13 protein-coding genes are annotated in these 16,240 nt (G+C 72.1%); all 13 read left to right on the top strand.

Features of this window, described 5'->3' with window-relative positions; genetic code table 11:
* The first annotated feature begins 1 nt into the window (after position 1).
* On the top strand, positions 2 to 1,330 hold the full coding sequence (locus AB0F77_RS03160) for an OFA family MFS transporter (RefSeq protein ID WP_361940463.1): 1,329 nt from the start codon (positions 2 to 4) through the stop codon (positions 1,328 to 1,330).
* Positions 1,305 to 1,433 (top strand): hypothetical protein, encoded by a 129-nt coding sequence (locus tag AB0F77_RS03155; RefSeq protein WP_361940460.1) that lies wholly within the window; start codon positions 1,305 to 1,307, stop codon positions 1,431 to 1,433. The genes AB0F77_RS03160 and AB0F77_RS03155 overlap by 26 nt, the downstream gene beginning before the upstream one ends.
* A 136-nt stretch (positions 1,434 to 1,569) precedes the next feature.
* Positions 1,570 to 2,517 (top strand): beta-ketoacyl-ACP synthase III, encoded by a 948-nt coding sequence (locus AB0F77_RS03150; RefSeq protein ID WP_361940457.1) that lies wholly within the window; start codon positions 1,570 to 1,572, stop codon positions 2,515 to 2,517.
* Positions 2,518 to 2,678: 161 nt separating this feature from the next.
* Positions 2,679 to 3,356 carry a GntR family transcriptional regulator gene (locus AB0F77_RS03145; RefSeq protein ID WP_361940454.1) on the top strand — a complete coding sequence of 226 codons (678 nt, stop codon included), beginning with the start codon at positions 2,679 to 2,681 and terminating at the stop codon, positions 3,354 to 3,356.
* 241 nt (positions 3,357 to 3,597) lie between these two features.
* Positions 3,598 to 4,779 carry an ROK family transcriptional regulator gene (locus AB0F77_RS03140; RefSeq protein ID WP_361940451.1) on the top strand — a complete coding sequence of 394 codons (1,182 nt, stop codon included), beginning with the start codon at positions 3,598 to 3,600 and terminating at the stop codon, positions 4,777 to 4,779.
* A gap of 167 nt (positions 4,780 to 4,946) precedes the next feature.
* On the top strand, positions 4,947 to 6,464 hold the full coding sequence (locus tag AB0F77_RS03135) for a sugar ABC transporter ATP-binding protein (RefSeq protein WP_361940448.1): 1,518 nt from the start codon (positions 4,947 to 4,949) through the stop codon (positions 6,462 to 6,464).
* Positions 6,461 to 7,480, top strand: coding sequence for an ABC transporter permease (locus AB0F77_RS03130; RefSeq protein ID WP_361940445.1), 1,020 nt, complete (start codon positions 6,461 to 6,463; stop codon positions 7,478 to 7,480). Before AB0F77_RS03135 ends, AB0F77_RS03130 begins: the two co-directional genes overlap by 4 nt.
* 18 nt (positions 7,481 to 7,498) lie before the next feature.
* Positions 7,499 to 8,539 (top strand): substrate-binding domain-containing protein, encoded by a 1,041-nt coding sequence (locus AB0F77_RS03125; protein ID WP_361940442.1) that lies wholly within the window; start codon positions 7,499 to 7,501, stop codon positions 8,537 to 8,539.
* A 172-nt stretch (positions 8,540 to 8,711) separates the two neighbouring features.
* A complete protein-coding gene (locus AB0F77_RS03120; RefSeq protein ID WP_361940439.1) occupies positions 8,712 to 9,920 on the top strand; it encodes a Gfo/Idh/MocA family oxidoreductase in 1,209 nt (402 codons plus the stop codon).
* Between the two features lie 11 nt (positions 9,921 to 9,931).
* Entirely contained in the window at positions 9,932 to 10,930 is a 999-nt protein-coding gene (locus AB0F77_RS03115) for a sugar phosphate isomerase/epimerase family protein (protein ID WP_361940436.1), read from the top strand.
* A gap of 102 nt (positions 10,931 to 11,032) precedes the next feature.
* Positions 11,033 to 13,540, top strand: coding sequence for a PQQ-dependent sugar dehydrogenase (locus tag AB0F77_RS03110; RefSeq protein WP_361940433.1), 2,508 nt, complete (start codon positions 11,033 to 11,035; stop codon positions 13,538 to 13,540).
* A gap of 14 nt (positions 13,541 to 13,554) precedes the next feature.
* Positions 13,555 to 14,883, top strand: coding sequence for a ThuA domain-containing protein (locus AB0F77_RS03105; protein WP_361940430.1), 1,329 nt, complete (start codon positions 13,555 to 13,557; stop codon positions 14,881 to 14,883).
* Positions 14,884 to 14,969: 86 nt separating this feature from the next.
* Positions 14,970 to 16,121 (top strand): inositol-3-phosphate synthase, encoded by a 1,152-nt coding sequence (locus AB0F77_RS03100; RefSeq protein WP_361940427.1) that lies wholly within the window; start codon positions 14,970 to 14,972, stop codon positions 16,119 to 16,121.
* The last annotated feature ends 119 nt before the right edge of the window (positions 16,122 to 16,240 follow it).

Here is a 16,240-nt window from a genome sequence, read left to right as displayed (position 1 = left end):
CATGAGCAGCCCACCTGTCGCACCGCCCGGATGGAGCCGCTGGCTGGTCCCGCCCGCCGCGCTGTCCGTCCACCTCTCCATCGGTCAGGCGTACGCCTGGTCCGTGTTCAAGCCGCCGCTCGAATCCGCCCTCGGTCTCGACGGAACCCAGAGCGCGCTGCCGTTCCAGCTGGCCATCGTGATGCTCGGTCTGTCGGCCGCGTTCGGCGGCACCCTCGTCGAGCGCAACGGGCCCCGCTGGGCCATGACCGTCGCCCTGATCTGCTTCTCCTCGGGCTTCCTCATCTCCGCACTGGGCGCGTGGACCGAGCAGTACTGGCTGATCGTCCTCGGCTACGGCTTCGTCGGCGGCATCGGCCTCGGCATCGGCTACATCTCGCCCGTCTCCACCCTGATCAAGTGGTTCCCGGACCGGCCCGGCATGGCCACCGGCATCGCCATCATGGGCTTCGGCGGCGGCGCCCTCATCGCCTCGCCCTGGTCCGCCCAGATGCTGGACTCCTTCGGCTCCGACAGCTCCGGGATCGCGCTCGCGTTCCTCGTGCACGGACTGTCGTACGCCGTCTTCATGACGCTCGGCGTGCTGCTGGTGCGGGTCCCGCGCAGCGAGAAGCCCGTCGAGAGCGGACCGGCCGTCGTCGAGGGCGTCCAGGTCTCGGCCCGCAGCGCCGTGCGCACCCCGCAGTTCTGGTGCCTGTGGCTGGTGCTCTGCATGAACGTCACGGCGGGCATCGGCATCCTGGAGAAGGCCGCCCCGATGATCACGGACTTCTTCGCCGACTCCTCCACCCCCGTCTCGGCGTCCGCCGCGGCCGGATTCGTGGCCCTCCTGTCGGCCGCCAACATGGCCGGGCGCATCGGCTGGTCGTCCACCTCGGACCTCATCGGACGCAAGAACATCTACCGCGTCTACCTGGGCGTCGGCGCGCTGATGTACCTGCTCATCTCCCTGTTCGGCGACTCCTCCAAGCCGCTGTTCGTGCTGTGCGCGCTGGTGATCCTCTCCTTCTACGGCGGCGGATTCGCGACCATACCCGCCTACCTCAAGGACCTGTTCGGGACCTACCAGGTCGGCGCCATCCACGGTCGGCTGCTCACCGCCTGGTCCACCGCCGGCGTGCTCGGACCGCTGATCGTGAACTGGATCGCCGACCGCCAGGAGGACGCCGGCAAGCACGGCTCCTCCCTGTACGGACTCTCCTTCTTCATCATGATCGGCCTGCTCGTCGTCGGCTTCGTGGCCAACGAGTTCGTCCGTCCCGTCGACGCCCGCCACCACGTTCCCGCACCGCAGGAGGCCGCCGATGTCCAGCGACACCAGTCCGCCTAGCCGGAGGGGCCTGATCGCCCTCTCCTGGGTGTGGGTGGGAGCGCCCCTGGCCTACGGGTTGTACGAACTCGTGCAGAAGGCAACGCAGTTGTTCACCGGTTGAGACAAAGGGCGCCCGAGGTGCTGAGGGAAGCCGACAACTCGGGCGCCCGATTCCTGTGACTTCACCTGCCGACGTACCCGCGAGTCACTGGCAACACTGGGGATCCCGCTATCCAGGCACACGAGGGGGATCCCAGATGATCGGCACGCGCATCGCCTCCGTCGGCCACTACCAGCCCGCCAAGGTACTCACCAACGAGGACCTCGCGGGCATCGTCGACACCAGCGACGAGTGGATCCGCACCCGGGTGGGCATCCACACCCGCCACATCGCCGGCCCCGACGAGCCGGTCGACGAGCTGGCCGCGCACGCCGCGGCCAAGGCCCTCGCCGCCGCCGGGCTCACCCCCGGCGACATCGACCTCGTCCTGGTCGCCACCTCCACGGCGATCGACCGCTCACCCAACACCGCCGCCCGCGTCGCCGCCCGGCTGGGCATCCCCGGACCCGCCACGCTGGACCTCAACGTCGTGTGCGCCGGGTTCACCCACGCCCTGGCCAGCGCGGACCACACGCTGCGGGCCGGCGCGGCGAGCCGCGCACTTGTCATCGGCGCCGACAAGATGTCCGACGTCACCGACTGGAGCGACCGCACCACCTGCGTGCTCGTCGGCGACGGCGCCGGAGCCGCCGTGGTGGAGACGTGCGAGCCCGGCGCGGAGCCCGGCATCGGGCCCGTGCTGTGGGGGTCGGTGCCCGAGATGGGCCACGCGGTGCGCATCGAGGGCACCCCGCCCCGGTTCGCGCAGGAGGGCCAGAGCGTCTACCGCTGGGCCACCCAGCAGCTCCCGGCGGTCGCCCGCGGCGCCTGCGAGAAGGCCGGGGTCGACCCCGCCGACCTCGCCGCGGTCGTGCTGCACCAGGCCAACCTGCGGATCATCGAGCCCCTCGCCGAGAAGATCGGCGCGCGCCGGGCGGTCGTCGCCCGGGACGTCGTCGAGTCCGGCAACACCTCCGCCGCGAGCATCCCCCTCGCGCTGTCCAAGCTCGTCGAGCGGGGGGAGATCGCCCAGGGCGATCCGGTGCTGCTGTTCGGCTTCGGAGGCAACCTGTCGTACGCCGGTCAGGTCGTGCGCTGCCCCTGACCCGGACCCGGGCGCGCGACCGCCGGTGTGACGCGCCCGACTCCCGCTTCCCCTGGTGTCTGTGCGCCGTAGACTGTAGACGAAAGACAATAAATACTGGGCTTTCAGCGAGCACGAGCTCCGTCCGCCGTGCACGGCCCTGCCGAGGAGGGGGACCGCGAATGTTGTCGACCGGACTGCCGCAGGGGGCAGTGCCCAAGCTCGAACGGCCCGGACCACTGCGCGACCGCGTCTACGAGGCGCTGCTCGAACTCATCACCACCCGCTCGCTCCAACCCGGCCAGCACCTCGTCGAGAGCGAACTCGCCGGGCACCTCGGCGTCTCGCGGCAGCCGGTCCGCGAGGCGCTCCAGCGGCTGAACACCGAGGGGTGGGTCGATCTGCGGCCCGCCCAGGGGGCGTTCGTGCACGAGCCCACGGAGGAGGAGGCCGACCAGCTGCTCACGGTCCGTACGCTCCTGGAGGCCGAGGCCGCCCGGCTTGCCGCCGCGCACGCGGGCAGCCCCGGCGTCAGCGCGCTGGAGGAGCTGTGCGCGCAGGGCGAGGAGGCGGTCGCCGCGGACGACGTGGACGGCGCCGTGGCCCTGAACGCGGCCTTCCACGCCAAGATCATGGAGCTGGCCGGCAACGCGGTCCTCGCGGAGCTGGCCGGACAGGTCGACCGCCGGGTGCGCTGGTACTACACACCGGTCGCCCGGCAGCGCGGCAAGCAGTCCTGGATCGAGCACCGGGCCCTGATCGCGGCGATCGCGGCCCGCGACGAACAGCGCGCGACGGTCCTCATGCGCGAACACACCGAGCACACCCGCCGCTCGTACCACGCCCGGCAGCGCGACTAGCCGGCACCTCCCCGGGAGGCCGCGGTCTCCCCCCCCTGTCAGCAGCCCGGTCGCCCTGCGGCCGGGCTGTCCGTGCGTGCGGCCGGCGTGAGCGGAGCGGCCGGGCTTTGTCCTTTCAGTGGAAAAAGAATGCGGGATTCTCTGCGCAACTTCTTCCCAGGTTCGGCAGCCGCTGCTACGTTCCCCTCGAAAGACAGGACAGCGACAGCCGGTTCGAGGCGGGGAGGGGCACGTGAGACGCATGACGGCCCGACCCGCAAACGCCCACCAGGCCCGGCTGCTCAAGCTGTTGCGCGACGGAGGTCCCAACTCCCGTGCGCAACTGGGCGATCAGATCGACCTGTCGCGGTCCAAGCTGGCCGTGGAGGTGGACCGGCTGCTGGAGACGGGCCTCGTCGTCGCCGACGGACTCGCCGCCTCCCGGGGCGGACGGCGCTCCCACAACATCCGGCTCGCCCCCAACCTCAGGTTCCTCGGCGTCGACATCGGCGCGACCTCGGTCGACGTCGCCGTCACCAACGCCGAACTCGAAGTGCTGGGACACCTCAACCAGCCCATGGACGTACGCGAGGGCCCCGTCGCGGTCTTCGAGCAAGTCCTCGCCATGGCAGCCAAGTTGAGGGCGTCGGGGCTCGCGGAGGGGTTCGACGGCGCCGGCATCGGCGTCCCCGGCCCGGTCCGCTTCCCCGAGGGCGTCCCGGTGGCACCCCCGATCATGCCGGGCTGGGACGGCTTCCCCGTGCGGGAGGCGCTCAGCCAGGAACTCGGCTGCCCGGTCATGGTCGACAACGACGTGAACCTGATGGCCATGGGGGAACAGCACGCGGGCGTCGCACGCTCCGTGGGCGACTTCCTCTGCATCAAGATCGGCACCGGCATCGGCTGCGGCATCGTCGTCGGCGGTGAGGTCCACCGCGGCACGACGGGCAGCGCGGGCGACATCGGGCACATCCAGGCCGTGCCCGACGGCCGCCCGTGCGCCTGCGGCAACCGGGGCTGTCTGGAAGCCCACTTCAGCGGCGCGGCACTGGCCCGCGACGCGCTGGAGGCGGCCCAGCAGGGCCACTCGGCCGAGCTCGCGACCCGTCTGGCGGCGAACGGCGGTCTCACGGCCGTCGACGTCGCCGCCGCGGCCGCCGCGGGCGACGCCACCTCGCTCGACCTGATCCGCGAAGGCGGCACCCGCACCGGCCAGGTCATCGCCGGGCTCGTGTCCTTCTTCAACCCCGGCCTGGTGGTGATCGGCGGCGGGGTGACCGGCCTCGGCCACACCCTGCTCGCCGCGATCCGCACCCAGGTGTACCGCCAGTCACTGCCGCTCGCCACGGGCAACCTGCCCATCGTCCTGGGCGAGCTGGGACCGAACGCCGGAGTCATCGGCGCGGCCCGGCTCATCAGCGACCACCTGTTCTCACCCGCGTAAGGCACCGCTCGTCGGCCCGCCACGGGCCACGAGGCACGGTTCGTCAGCACAGCGCACCCTGCTCTGCCCTGCCCTGCCAGAAACACCGCTCCGCCCTGCCCGAACACGCCCCGCCCGCACGTGTTCCGCCCTGACACCGGCCCGCACGCCCGCCGAGGGGAACCCACATGGCACCAGAACCACCGCTGCTCAGCATGTCCGGCATCACCAAGTCGTTCCCCGGCGTCCGGGCCCTCGACGGTGTCGACCTCGACGTCCAGGCCGGCGAGGTGCACTGCCTGCTCGGCCAGAACGGGGCCGGCAAGTCCACCCTCATCAAGGTCCTGGCCGGCGCCCACCAGCCGGACACGGGCACCATCCACTGGCGCGGCGAGCCCGTCACGCTCCGCTCGCCCATCGCCGCCATGCGCCTCGGCATCGCCACCATCTACCAGGAACTCGACCTGGTGGAGCACCTGTCGGTCGCCGAGAACGTCCACCTCGGCCACGAACCCACGGCCGCCGGGTTCGTCGTCCGCGGCAAGGCGGCCCGCGCGTCGACCACCGCCCTGCTCAAGCGGCTCGGCCACCCCGAGATCGATCCGGCGCGGCTCGTGGGGCAGTTGTCGGCGGCACAGCAGCAGATCGTCTCCATGGCGCGGGCGCTCTCCCACGACGTACGGCTCATCGTCATGGACGAACCGTCCGCCGCCCTCGACCCCGACGAGGTCGACAACCTCTTCCGCATCGTCGCCGACCTCACCGCGGACGGCGTGGCCGTCGTCTACATCTCGCACCGCCTGGAGGAGATCCGCCGCATCGGCGACCGCGTCACCGTGCTCAAGGACGGACGGGCGGTCGCGGGCGGACTGCCCGCCGAGTCCACACCGACCCGCGAGGTCGTGGCCCTGATGACCGGACGCAACGTCGAGTACGTCTTCCCCGACCGGCCCGCCGAGGCGCCCGGGACAGCCCCCGTGCTCGACGTGCGCGGCCTCGCCAGGGACGGCGAGTTCGCCCCCCTCGACCTCACCGTGCGCCCCGGCGAGATCGTCGGCCTCGCCGGGCTCGTCGGCTCGGGCCGCTCCGAGATCCTGGAGACGATCTACGGCGCCCGCCGGCCCACCGCCGGCCAAGTACTCGTCGACGGACGGCCGTTGAAGCCCGGCAGCGTACGCTCCGCGGTCCGCGCCGGACTCGGGCTCGCCCCCGAGGAACGCAAGGCGCAGGCCCTGCTGATGCTGGAGTCCGTCACCCGCAACGTCTCCGTCTCCACGCTGTCCCGCTTCTCGCGCGCCGGCTGGATCGACCGGCGGGCCGAACTCGGCGCGGCCCGCGCCGCCGTGCGGGAGCTGTCGCTGCGCCCCGACAACCCGGCGGTGCCCGTGCGCACCCTCTCCGGCGGCAACCAGCAGAAGGCCGTCCTGGCCCGCTGGCTGCTGCGCGGCTGCCGTGTGCTGCTGCTCGACGAACCCACCCGCGGTGTCGACGTCGGCGCCCGCGCCGAGCTGTACGCCGTGGTGCGCCGCCTCGCCGACGCGGGACTCGCCGTGCTCCTGGTCTCCAGCGAGGTCCCCGAGGTGCTCGGCCTCGCCGACCGTGTGCTGGTGCTGCGCGAGGGGAGCGTGGTGCACGAGGCGCCCGCCCGCGCACTGGACGAACACCGCGTACTCGACCTCGTCATGGAAGGAAGTCCGGCGTCATGACGCAGCACGTCTCACCGCCGCGGGGCAGCGCAGACAAGGCGCCGCCGGTCGGTCAACCACCCGCCTGGCGCGGCGTGCTCGCCCGCGCCGACGTCCGTACCCTCTCGCTCCTCGGCGTGCTCGCCGCGCTGATCCTCATCGGCGGCGTCACCAAGCCCGAGGAGTTCCTCGACACCCGCAACCTCCAGCTCGTCCTCACCCAGGCATCGGTGATCGGCGTCGTCACGGTCGGCATGACCTTCGTCATCACCTCCGGCGGCATCGACCTCTCCGTCGGCGCGATCGTCGCCCTCGCCTCGGTGTGGGCGACCACGGTGGCCACCCAGGAGTACGGCTTCGCGGGCATCCTCCTCACCGCCGTGCTCGTCGGCGTCGGCTGCGGACTGGTCAACGGGGTCCTCGTCGCCTACGGCGGCATGGTGCCCTTCATCGCCACCCTCGCCATGCTCGCCTCGGCCCGCGGTCTCGCCCTCCAGATCACCGACGGCAGGACGCAGATCGTCACCGTCGACGGCATCCTCGACCTCGGCGAGCGCGACTCCTACGTGCTCGGCATCCCGCCGCTCGTGCTGGTCTTCGCGGTCGTGACGGTCATCGGCTGGCTGGTGCTCAACCGCACCACCTTCGGCCGCCGCACCGTCGCCGTCGGCGGCAACTCCGAGGCGGCCCGGCTCGCCGGCATCGACGTCCGCCGCCAGCGGCTCTACCTCTACCTGCTGTCCGGACTGTGCTGCGGGATCGCCGCCTTCCTGCTGATCATCCTGTCGGGCTCGGGCCAGAACACCAACGGCAATCTCTACGAACTCGACGCCATCGCCGCCGCGATCATCGGCGGAACCCTGCTCAGCGGGGGCCGCGGCACCATCACCGGCTCCGTCCTGGGCGTCCTGATCTTCACCACGATCACCAACATCTTCGCCCTGAACAACCTGCAGAGCGACGTCCAGCAGATCGCCAAGGGCGCGATCATCGTCGCCGCCGTGCTGGTCCAGCGCCGTACCGCGAGCACGAACTGAGGAAAGGGTTCACCCGCCATGACGCAACTCACCAGTCGCAGAGGACTGCTCTTCGGGACCGCCGCCGTGTCCGCCGGTGCCCTCCTCGCGGGTTGCACGAGCAACGACCCGAAGGACGAGGAGCCCGCCGCGAGCGACCAGCCGGCCGCCGACGACAAGCCCGGCAAGCACGTCACCATCGGCTTCGCCGGCCCCCAGGCCGACCACGGCTGGCTCAACGCCATCAACGACAACGCCAAGAACCGCGCCAAGAAGTACTCGGACGTCTCCCTGGAGATCACCGAGGGCTCCAACGACACCGCCGCGCAGATCGGCCAGATCGAGACCCTCATCAACAAGAAGGTCGACGTCCTGGTGGTGCTGCCCGCCGACGGCAAGGCCCTCACCCAGGTCGGCCTCAAGGCCATGCGCGCGGGCATCCCCGTGATCAACCTGGACCGCATCTTCAACACCCCGCAGGCGTACCGCTGCTGGATCGGCGGCGACAACTACGGCATGGGCCTCAACGCCGGGCACTACATCGGCGAGAAGCTCAAGGACAAGCCCGGCGCCCGGGTCATCGAACTCGCCGGACTCGACAACCTGGAGCTGACCAAGCAGCGCACCCAGGGCTTCGACGACGCCCTCAAGAACTACCCCAACGTCCGCAAGGTCGCCCGCCAGGCCGCCGAGTTCACGGTCGAGTCGGGACAGGCCAAGATGGCCCAACTGCTCCAGGCCCAGCCCAAGTTCGACGCCGTGTGGAACCACGACGACGACCAGGGCGTGGGCGCCATGCGCGCCATCGAACAGGCCGGCCGGGACGACTTCATGATGGTCGGCGGCGCCGGGGCGCTCTACGCGTTCCAGGCCATCAAGCAGGACAACGGCGTCCTCAAGGCGACCGTGCTCTACCCGCCGACCATGGCCGCCTCCGCGATCGACCTCGCCCGCGCCCTCGGTCAGGCCAAGGGCGTCGGCGGACTCGCGGAGTTCGAGATCCCGGCGTCGATCACGCTCTACTCGGCGGTCGTCGACAAGGACAACGTCGACCAGTACATGTCCACCGGCTTCCGCTGATCCGCTCCGCCCCGCACCCCCCACGCCGCCCGCGCCCGCCCGGCGGACGGGGCCGGAGGCCACCGCGGCGCCCGCTCCCCGCACCGGGGCAGGGCCCGCCGCCCCGGCCGCACCGCCGGCCGGCCACGGCCGCGGCACGGCGCACCACCACGAGGACGAGGAGGACATCCGTATGGGACAGCCGCAGCAGTCGGACGGGACAGAGGGAGAGAAGCCGCCACTTCGCGTCGGCATGGTCGGCTACGCCTTCATGGGCGCGGCCCACTCCCAGGGCTGGCGCACCGTGGGCCGCGTCTTCGACCTGCCGCTGCGGCCGGTCCTGGCCGCGATCTGCGGCCGCGACGGCGACGCCGTGCGCGCGGCCGCCGACCGGCACGGCTGGGCCGGCGCCCTGACCGACTGGCGCGAGCTCGTCGCCCGCGACGACATCGACCTCGTCGACATCTGCACCCCCGGCGACAGCCATGCCGAGATCGCCCTCGCCGCCCTCGCCGCCGGCAAGCACGTGCTGTGCGAGAAGCCCCTCGCCAACACCGTCGAGGAGGCGACGGCCATGGCCGAGGCCGCCGAAGCCGCCCGCGCCCGCGGTCAGTTGGCGATGGTCGGCTTCAACTACCGTCGGCTGCCCGCCACCGCCCTCGCCCGGCGCATGGTCGCCGAGGGCCGGCTCGGCACCCTGCGGCACGTACGCGTCACCTACCTCCAGGACTGGCTGGTCGACCCGGAGTTCCCGCTCACCTGGCGGCTGCGCAAGGAGCACGCCGGATCGGGCTCGCTCGGCGACCTCGGCGCCCATGTCATCGACCTCGCCCAGTACCTCGCGGGGGAGAGGCTGGCCGGAGTCTCCGCGATCACCGAGACCTTCGTCCGTGAACGCCCGCTGCCCGCCGGCCCCACCAGCGGACTCGCCGCCGTCCAGGCCGCCGGCACCGGGACGGTCACCGTCGACGACGCCGCCCTGTTCACCGGCCGCCTCGCCTCCGGGGCCCTCGCCTCCTTCGAGGCCACCCGCTACGCCACCGGCCGCAAGAACGCCCTGCGCATCGAACTCAACGGCGAGCGCGGCTCCCTCGCCTTCGACCTGGAACGGCTCAACGAGCTCTCGTACCACGACGGCACCGAGCCCGGCACGCACGCCGGCTTCCGCCGCATCCTCGTCACCGAACCCGACCACCCCTACCTCGACGCCTGGTGGCCGCCGGGCCACGGCCTCGGCTACGAGCACAGCTTCGTCCACCAGGCCCGCGACCTCACGCACTTCATCGCCGAGGGCCGCACCCCCGACCCCTCCTTCGCCGACGGACTCCAGGTCCAGCGTGTCCTCGCGGCGGTGGAGGAGAGCGCCGAGAAGAACTCCGTCTACACGTCCATCGCGGACTGAGGAGCCCCCACATGCCGCGCAGCTTCACACTCTTCACCGGCCAGTGGGCCGACCTGCCCCTGGAGGAGGTCTGCCGTCTCGCCCGCGACTTCGGCTACGACGGCCTCGAACTCGCCTGCTGGGGCGACCACTTCGAGGTGGACAAGGCCCTCGCCGACCCCTCGTACATCGCCTCCCGCCACGAACTGCTCGACAAGTACGGCCTCAAGTGCTGGGCCGTCTCCAACCACCTCGTCGGCCAGGCCGTGTGCGACGCCATCATCGACGAACGCCACCGGGGCATCCTGCCCGACCGCATCTGGGGCGACGGCGACGCCGAAGGCGTACGGCGGCGGGCCGCCGCCGAGATCGCCGACACCGCGCGCGCCGCGGCGGCCCTCGGCGTCGACACCGTCATCGGCTTCACCGGCTCCGCGATCTGGCACCTCGTCGCCATGTTCCCGCCCGCCCCCGAGGCGATGATCGAACGCGGCTACGAGGACTTCGCCGAACGCTGGAACCCCATCCTCGACGTGTTCGACGCCGAGGGCGTGCGCTTCGCCCACGAGGTCCACCCCAGCGAGATCGCCTACGACTACTGGACCACCCAGCGCGCCCTCGCGGCCGTCGACCACCGGCCCGCCTTCGGCCTCAACTTCGACCCCTCCCACTTCGTGTGGCAGGACCTCGACCCGGTCGGCTTCCTGTGGGACTTCCGCGACCGGATCTACCACGTCGACTGCAAGGAGGCCCGCAAGCGCCTCGACGGACGCAACGGCCGGCTCGGCTCCCACCTGCCCTGGGGCGACCCCCGGCGCGGCTGGGACTTCGTGTCCGCGGGCCACGGCGACGTCCCCTGGGAGGACGTCTTCCGGATGCTGCGCTCCATCGGCTACCAGGGCCCGGTCTCCGTGGAGTGGGAGGACGCCGGCATGGACCGGCTCCAGGGCGCCCCCGAGGCCCTGACCCGCCTCAAGGCGTTCGACTTCGAGCCGCCGACCGCGTCCTTCGACGCCGCGTTCGGCAACTGAGCCCCCACAGGGAAACCTGACGCACCACCCGGGCTCCGGGATGACGGCGCATCCCGGCCCCCGCACCCGCCCCGTACAACCGGCCCCTTCCTGGAGGCACCCGTGCACGGGAACCACCGCACCACCCGCACCGGAAGAGACGACACCCGCAGGCCACGACGGCTGCACAAGGCCCTGGCCCTGTTCGGCGGCGCCCTGCTCGTGGGCGCCACCCTCGGCCTCACCGTCCCCCAGGCCGGCGCAGCCGTCGCCGACCCGGGCGCAGCCCCGGCCGCCGCCGAGGAGTTCGAGCAGATCACCCTCGCCAAGGGCGAGGCCGAGACCGGCGAGCCCATGTCGCTCGCCGTCCTGCCCGACCGCTCCGTCCTGCACACCTCCCGCGACGGCGAACTCCGCCTCACCGACGCCGCCGGCACCACCACCCTCGCCGGAAAGCTCGACGTCTACTCCCACGACGAGGAGGGACTCCAGGGCGTCGGCGTCGACCCGGACTTCACGGCCAACCGGTTCATCTACCTCTACTACGCGCCCCCGATGAACACCCCCGCGGGCGACGCCCCCGAGACCGGCACCGCCGCCGACTTCGCGCCCTTCGACGGCGTCAACCGCCTCTCCCGCTTCGTGCTGCGGACGGACGGCACCCTCGACACCGCCAGCGAGAAGAACATCCTGGAGGTCAAGACCTCCCGCGGCATCTGCTGCCACGTCGGCGGCGACATCGACTTCGACGCGGCCGGCAACCTCTACCTGTCGACCGGCGACGACACCAACCCCTTCCAGTCCGACGGGTTCACCCCGATCGACGAGCGCGCGAACCGCAACCCCGCCTTCGACGCCCAGCGCACCTCGGGCAACACCAACGACCTGCGCGGCAAGATCCTGCGCATCAAGGTGAACGCCGACGGCTCCTACTCCGTCCCCGAGGGCAACCTGTTCGCGCCCGGCACGGACCGGACCCGCCCCGAGATCTACGCGATGGGCTTCCGCAACCCGTTCCGGTTCAGCGTCGACAAGGAGACCGGCATCCTCTACGTCGGCGACTACGGCCCCGACGCCGGCGCCGCCGACCCGGCCCGCGGCCCCGGCGGCCAGGTCGAGTTCGCCCGCGTCACCGGCCCCGGCAACTTCGGCTGGCCCTACTGCACCGGCGACAACGACGCCTACGTGGACTACGACTTCGGGACCGGCGCGTCCGGCGCCTCCTTCGACTGCGCCGCGCCCCGCAACGACTCCCCGAACAACACCGGCCTCACCGAGCTCCCGCCCGCGCAGACCGCCTGGCTCCCCTACGACGGCGGCTCCGTCCCCGAGTTCGGCAGCGGCTCCGAGTCCCCGATGGGCGGCCCGGTCTACCACTACGACCCCGACCTCGACTCGCCCGTCAAGTTCCCCGAGGCGTACGACGGGAACTTCTTCGCCGGTGAGTTCGGCCGCCGCTGGATCAAGCGCATCGACACCGACGACACCGGCACCGTCGAGTCCATCAACGACTTCCCCTGGACCGGCACCCAGGTGATGGACATGGCCTTCGGCCCCGACGGCGCGCTCTACGTCCTCGACTACGGCACCGCCTGGTTCGGCGGCGACGACAACTCCGGCCTGTACCGCATCGAGAACGTCACCGGCGGCCACGCGCCCGTCGCCGGCGCCGCGGCCGACCGCACCTCCGGAAAGGCCCCGCTCAAGGTCGCCTTCTCCTCCGCGGGCACCAGCGACAGGGACGGCGACACGCTCACCTACCGCTGGGACTTCGGCGACGGCGGCACCTCCACCGCGGCCGACCCGACGCACCGCTACCGTACCAACGGCACCTACACCGCCACCCTCACCGCCGAGGACCCGACCGGCCGCTCCGGCAGCGCGAGCGTGCAGGTCGTCGTCGGCAACACCGCGCCCACCGTCACCCTCGAACTCCCCAAGGACGGGGCGCTGTTCAGCTTCGGCGACGCCGTGCCGTTCAAGGTGAGGGTCACCGATCCCGAGGACGGCAGGCGGATCGACTGCTCCAAGGTCACCGTCAACTTCGTCCTCGGCCACGACACCCACGGCCACCCGCTGACCTCCGCCAACGGCTGCTCCGGCACCATCCAGACCAGCGCCGACGGCGGCCACGACGAGAACGCCAACATCTTCGGGGTCTTCGACGCCGAGTACACCGACCTCGGGGGCGGCGGCCAGGCCGCGCTCACCTCGCACGACCAGGCCGTCGCCCAGCCCCGCCACCGCCAGGCCGAGCACTTCGGCGACTCGTCCGGCATCAAGGTCTACGACAAGGCCACCGCGCACGGCGGCCGCACCGTCGGCGACGTCGACGACGGCGACTGGATCTCCTTCACGCCGTACGTCCTCGGCAACGCCAAGAAGATCACCGCGCGCATCGCCTCCGGCGGCGCCGGCGGCACCCTGGAGGTCCGCGCGGGCTCCGCCACCGGCACCCTGCTCGGCAAGGCCACCGTGCCCGTGACCGGCGGCTGGGAGAACTTCCAGGACGTCACCGCGAACCTGGGCCGGGCACCGCGCGGCACCACCACGCTCTTCCTGGTCTTCAAGGGCGCCACCGGCTCCGGCGCGCTGTTCGACGTCGACGACTTCACCTTCACCACGAGCTGAGAGGAGGACGCGCCATGCGCACCACCGGTCGACTGACCACCGCCGCCGTCGGCACCGCCCTGCTCCTCGGCTGCGTCACCGCACCCGCCGTCTCCCACGAGCCCGCCGGCAAACGGGTCCTCGTCTTCTCGAAGACCGCCGGCTTCCGCCACGACTCGATCCCCGAGGGCATCGCCGCGATCCGGGAACTCGGCGGGACGAACGGCTTCCGCGTCGACACCACCGAGGACGCCACCGCTTTCACCGGCAGGAACCTGCGCCGCTACGACGCGGTCGTCTTCCTGTCCACCACGGGCGACGTCCTCGACGCCGGCCAGCAGAAGGCGTTCGAGGGCTACATCCGCCACGGCGGCGGCTACGTGGGCGTCCACGCCGCCGCCGACACCGAGTACGACTGGGCGTTCTACGGCGGCCTCGCCGGCGCCTGGTTCCAGAACCACCCGGCGATCCAGCCCGCCACCGTGAACGTCGAGGACCGCGGCCACCCCGCCACCTCCGGGCTCGCCCGCACCTGGGAGCGGACCGACGAGTGGTACAACTACCGCTCCAACCCGCGTGAACGGGCCCACGTCCTCGCCAGCCTCGACGAGTCGTCCTACAGCGGCGGCACCATGAACGGCGACCACCCCATCGCCTGGTGCCAGGACTACCAGGGCGGCCGCTCCTTCTACACCGGAGGCGGCCACACCAAGGAGTCCTACGCCGACCCCGCCTTCCGGCAGCACCTCCTCGGCGGCATCCGCTGGGCCGTCGGCGACGCCCAGGCCGACTGCCGCCCCGAGAACGGCTACCGGCCGCTGTTCGACGGCACCTCCCTCGACGGCTGGCAGCAGGCAGGACCGGGCTCCTTCACCCTGTCCGAGGACGGCACGCTGACGTCCACGGGCGGCATGGGCCTGCTCTGGTACGCCGCCTCGGGCTTCGGCTCGTACTCGCTCAAGCTCGACTGGAAGGCCGAGGGCGACGACAACTCCGGTGTCTTCGTGGGCTTCCCGCCCTCGGACGACCCCTGGTCCGCCGTCGACCGCGGCTACGAGGTCCAGATCGACGCCACCGACACGCCCGATCGGACCACCGGCGCCGTGTACGGCTTCCGCTCCGCCGACATCAAGAAGCGCGACCGAGCGCTCAACCCGCCGGGAGAGTGGAACACTTATGAGATCCGTGTGGAGGGCGAGCGCCTCCGCATCTGGCTCAACGGCGTGAAGATCAACGACTTCACCAACACCGATCCGGCCCGGAGTCTGCGCGACGGACACCTCGGCATCCAGAACCACGGAGCCGACGACCAGGTGTCCTTCCGCGACGTCCGGATCAAGGAACTGCCCGTCAAGGGCAGGTGAGCGGCGGCGGGCGGGGGACGCCGGACCCCCGCCTGCCGTCTTCGTCCCGGCTCACCCGGGGTTCGCGCACGCCAAGGAGGCTGCCCATGTCCGCGTCCCTCTCCCGAGCCCGTGTGGGGGTGTGGCTGATCGGTGCCAGGGGCTCCGTCGCCACCACCGCCGTGACCGGCTGCGCCGCCGTCGCCGCGGGTCTGCACCCACCCACCGGCATGGTCACCGAGACGCCCCCCTTCGCCGGCAGCGGTCTGCCGCCGCTCGGGGCACTGGTCTTCGGCGGCCACGACACGGTCGACTGCCCCCTGCCCAAACGCGCGGAGGAACTAGCGGCCGGCGGAGTGCTGCCGCACGGCCTGCCCGCGGCCGTCGCCGCCGAACTCGCCGCCGCGGACGCCGAGATCAGGCCCGGCGGCCCGGCACCCGACGACACCCGGGACACCGACGCGCTGATCGACCACTTCGCCGCGGACATCCGGGACTTCATACGACGCGGCGGCCTGGAGCGGGCCGTCGTGGTGAACGTCGCCTCCACCGAACCCGTGGCCGGCGACACGCTGCCGCCCAGCTCCCTCTACGCCGCCGCCGCGCTGCGGGCCGGGTGCGGCTATGTGAACTTCACCCCCTCCACCGGACTGCACCACCCCGCGCTCGCCGACGCCGCCGCCTCCAGCGGGGTGCCGTACGCCGGGCGCGACGGCAAGACCGGGCAGACCCTGCTGCGGTCGGTGCTCGGGCCGATGTTCGCGCAGCGGGCGCTGGCCGTGCGGGCGTGGTCGGGCACCAATCTGCTCGGCGGCGGGGACGGGGCCGCGCTCGCCGACCCGGCGGCGGCCGCGGCCAAGAACGCCGGCAAGGAGCGGGTGCTCGCCGACACCCTCGGCGCGGCGCCGCAGGGCGAGGTCCACATCGACGACGTGCCCGCGCTCGGCGACTGGAAGACCGCCTGGGACCACGTCGCCTTCGACGGCTTCCTCGGCACCCGCATGGTCCTCCAGACCACCTGGCAGGGCTGCGACTCCGCGCTGGCCGCGCCGCTGGTCCTGGACCTGGCCCGGCTGACGCTGCGCGCCCAGGAACGGGGCGTCACGGGCCCGCTGACCGACCTCGGCTTCTACTTCAAGGACCCGGTGGGGGAGGGCCCCTCGTCACTGGGGGAGCAGTACGCGGCCCTCGTCGCCTTCGGCCACCGCCTGCACGAGCCCCCGAACCCCGACCAGAACCCTTCGGGGACCACCGAATGAGCGGGACGGAGCCGGAGACCGGGTGGGGCGACAACGAACCGGCGCCGGGGGCCCGGCGGGGCGAGAGCGGGTCGGTGTCCGGGGTCGGACGGGGCGACCGCGCGTCGGCGTCCGGGACC

The organism is Streptomyces sp. NPDC026672 (genome assembly GCF_040638185.1).
In the GTDB taxonomy this organism is placed as follows: domain Bacteria; phylum Actinomycetota; class Actinomycetes; order Streptomycetales; family Streptomycetaceae; genus Streptomyces.
This window is presented reverse-complemented; position numbering and strand designations above follow the sequence as displayed.

Excerpts from the sequence above, each read along its gene's own strand:
- AB0F77_RS03160 (WP_361940463.1), top strand. The coding sequence starts at position 2 with ATGAGCAGCCCACCTGTCGCACCGCCCGGATGGAGCCGCTGGCTGGTC.
- AB0F77_RS03155 (WP_361940460.1), top strand. The coding sequence starts at position 1,305 with ATGTCCAGCGACACCAGTCCGCCTAGCCGGAGGGGCCTGATCGCCCTC.
- AB0F77_RS03150 (WP_361940457.1), top strand. The coding sequence starts at position 1,570 with ATGATCGGCACGCGCATCGCCTCCGTCGGCCACTACCAGCCCGCCAAG.
- AB0F77_RS03145 (WP_361940454.1), top strand. The coding sequence starts at position 2,679 with ATGTTGTCGACCGGACTGCCGCAGGGGGCAGTGCCCAAGCTCGAACGG.
- AB0F77_RS03140 (WP_361940451.1), top strand. The coding sequence starts at position 3,598 with ATGACGGCCCGACCCGCAAACGCCCACCAGGCCCGGCTGCTCAAGCTG.
- AB0F77_RS03135 (WP_361940448.1), top strand. The coding sequence starts at position 4,947 with ATGGCACCAGAACCACCGCTGCTCAGCATGTCCGGCATCACCAAGTCG.
- AB0F77_RS03130 (WP_361940445.1), top strand. The coding sequence starts at position 6,461 with ATGACGCAGCACGTCTCACCGCCGCGGGGCAGCGCAGACAAGGCGCCG.
- AB0F77_RS03125 (WP_361940442.1), top strand. The coding sequence starts at position 7,499 with ATGACGCAACTCACCAGTCGCAGAGGACTGCTCTTCGGGACCGCCGCC.
- AB0F77_RS03120 (WP_361940439.1), top strand. The coding sequence starts at position 8,712 with ATGGGACAGCCGCAGCAGTCGGACGGGACAGAGGGAGAGAAGCCGCCA.
- AB0F77_RS03115 (WP_361940436.1), top strand. The coding sequence starts at position 9,932 with ATGCCGCGCAGCTTCACACTCTTCACCGGCCAGTGGGCCGACCTGCCC.
- AB0F77_RS03105 (WP_361940430.1), top strand. The coding sequence starts at position 13,555 with ATGCGCACCACCGGTCGACTGACCACCGCCGCCGTCGGCACCGCCCTG.
- AB0F77_RS03100 (WP_361940427.1), top strand. The coding sequence starts at position 14,970 with ATGTCCGCGTCCCTCTCCCGAGCCCGTGTGGGGGTGTGGCTGATCGGT.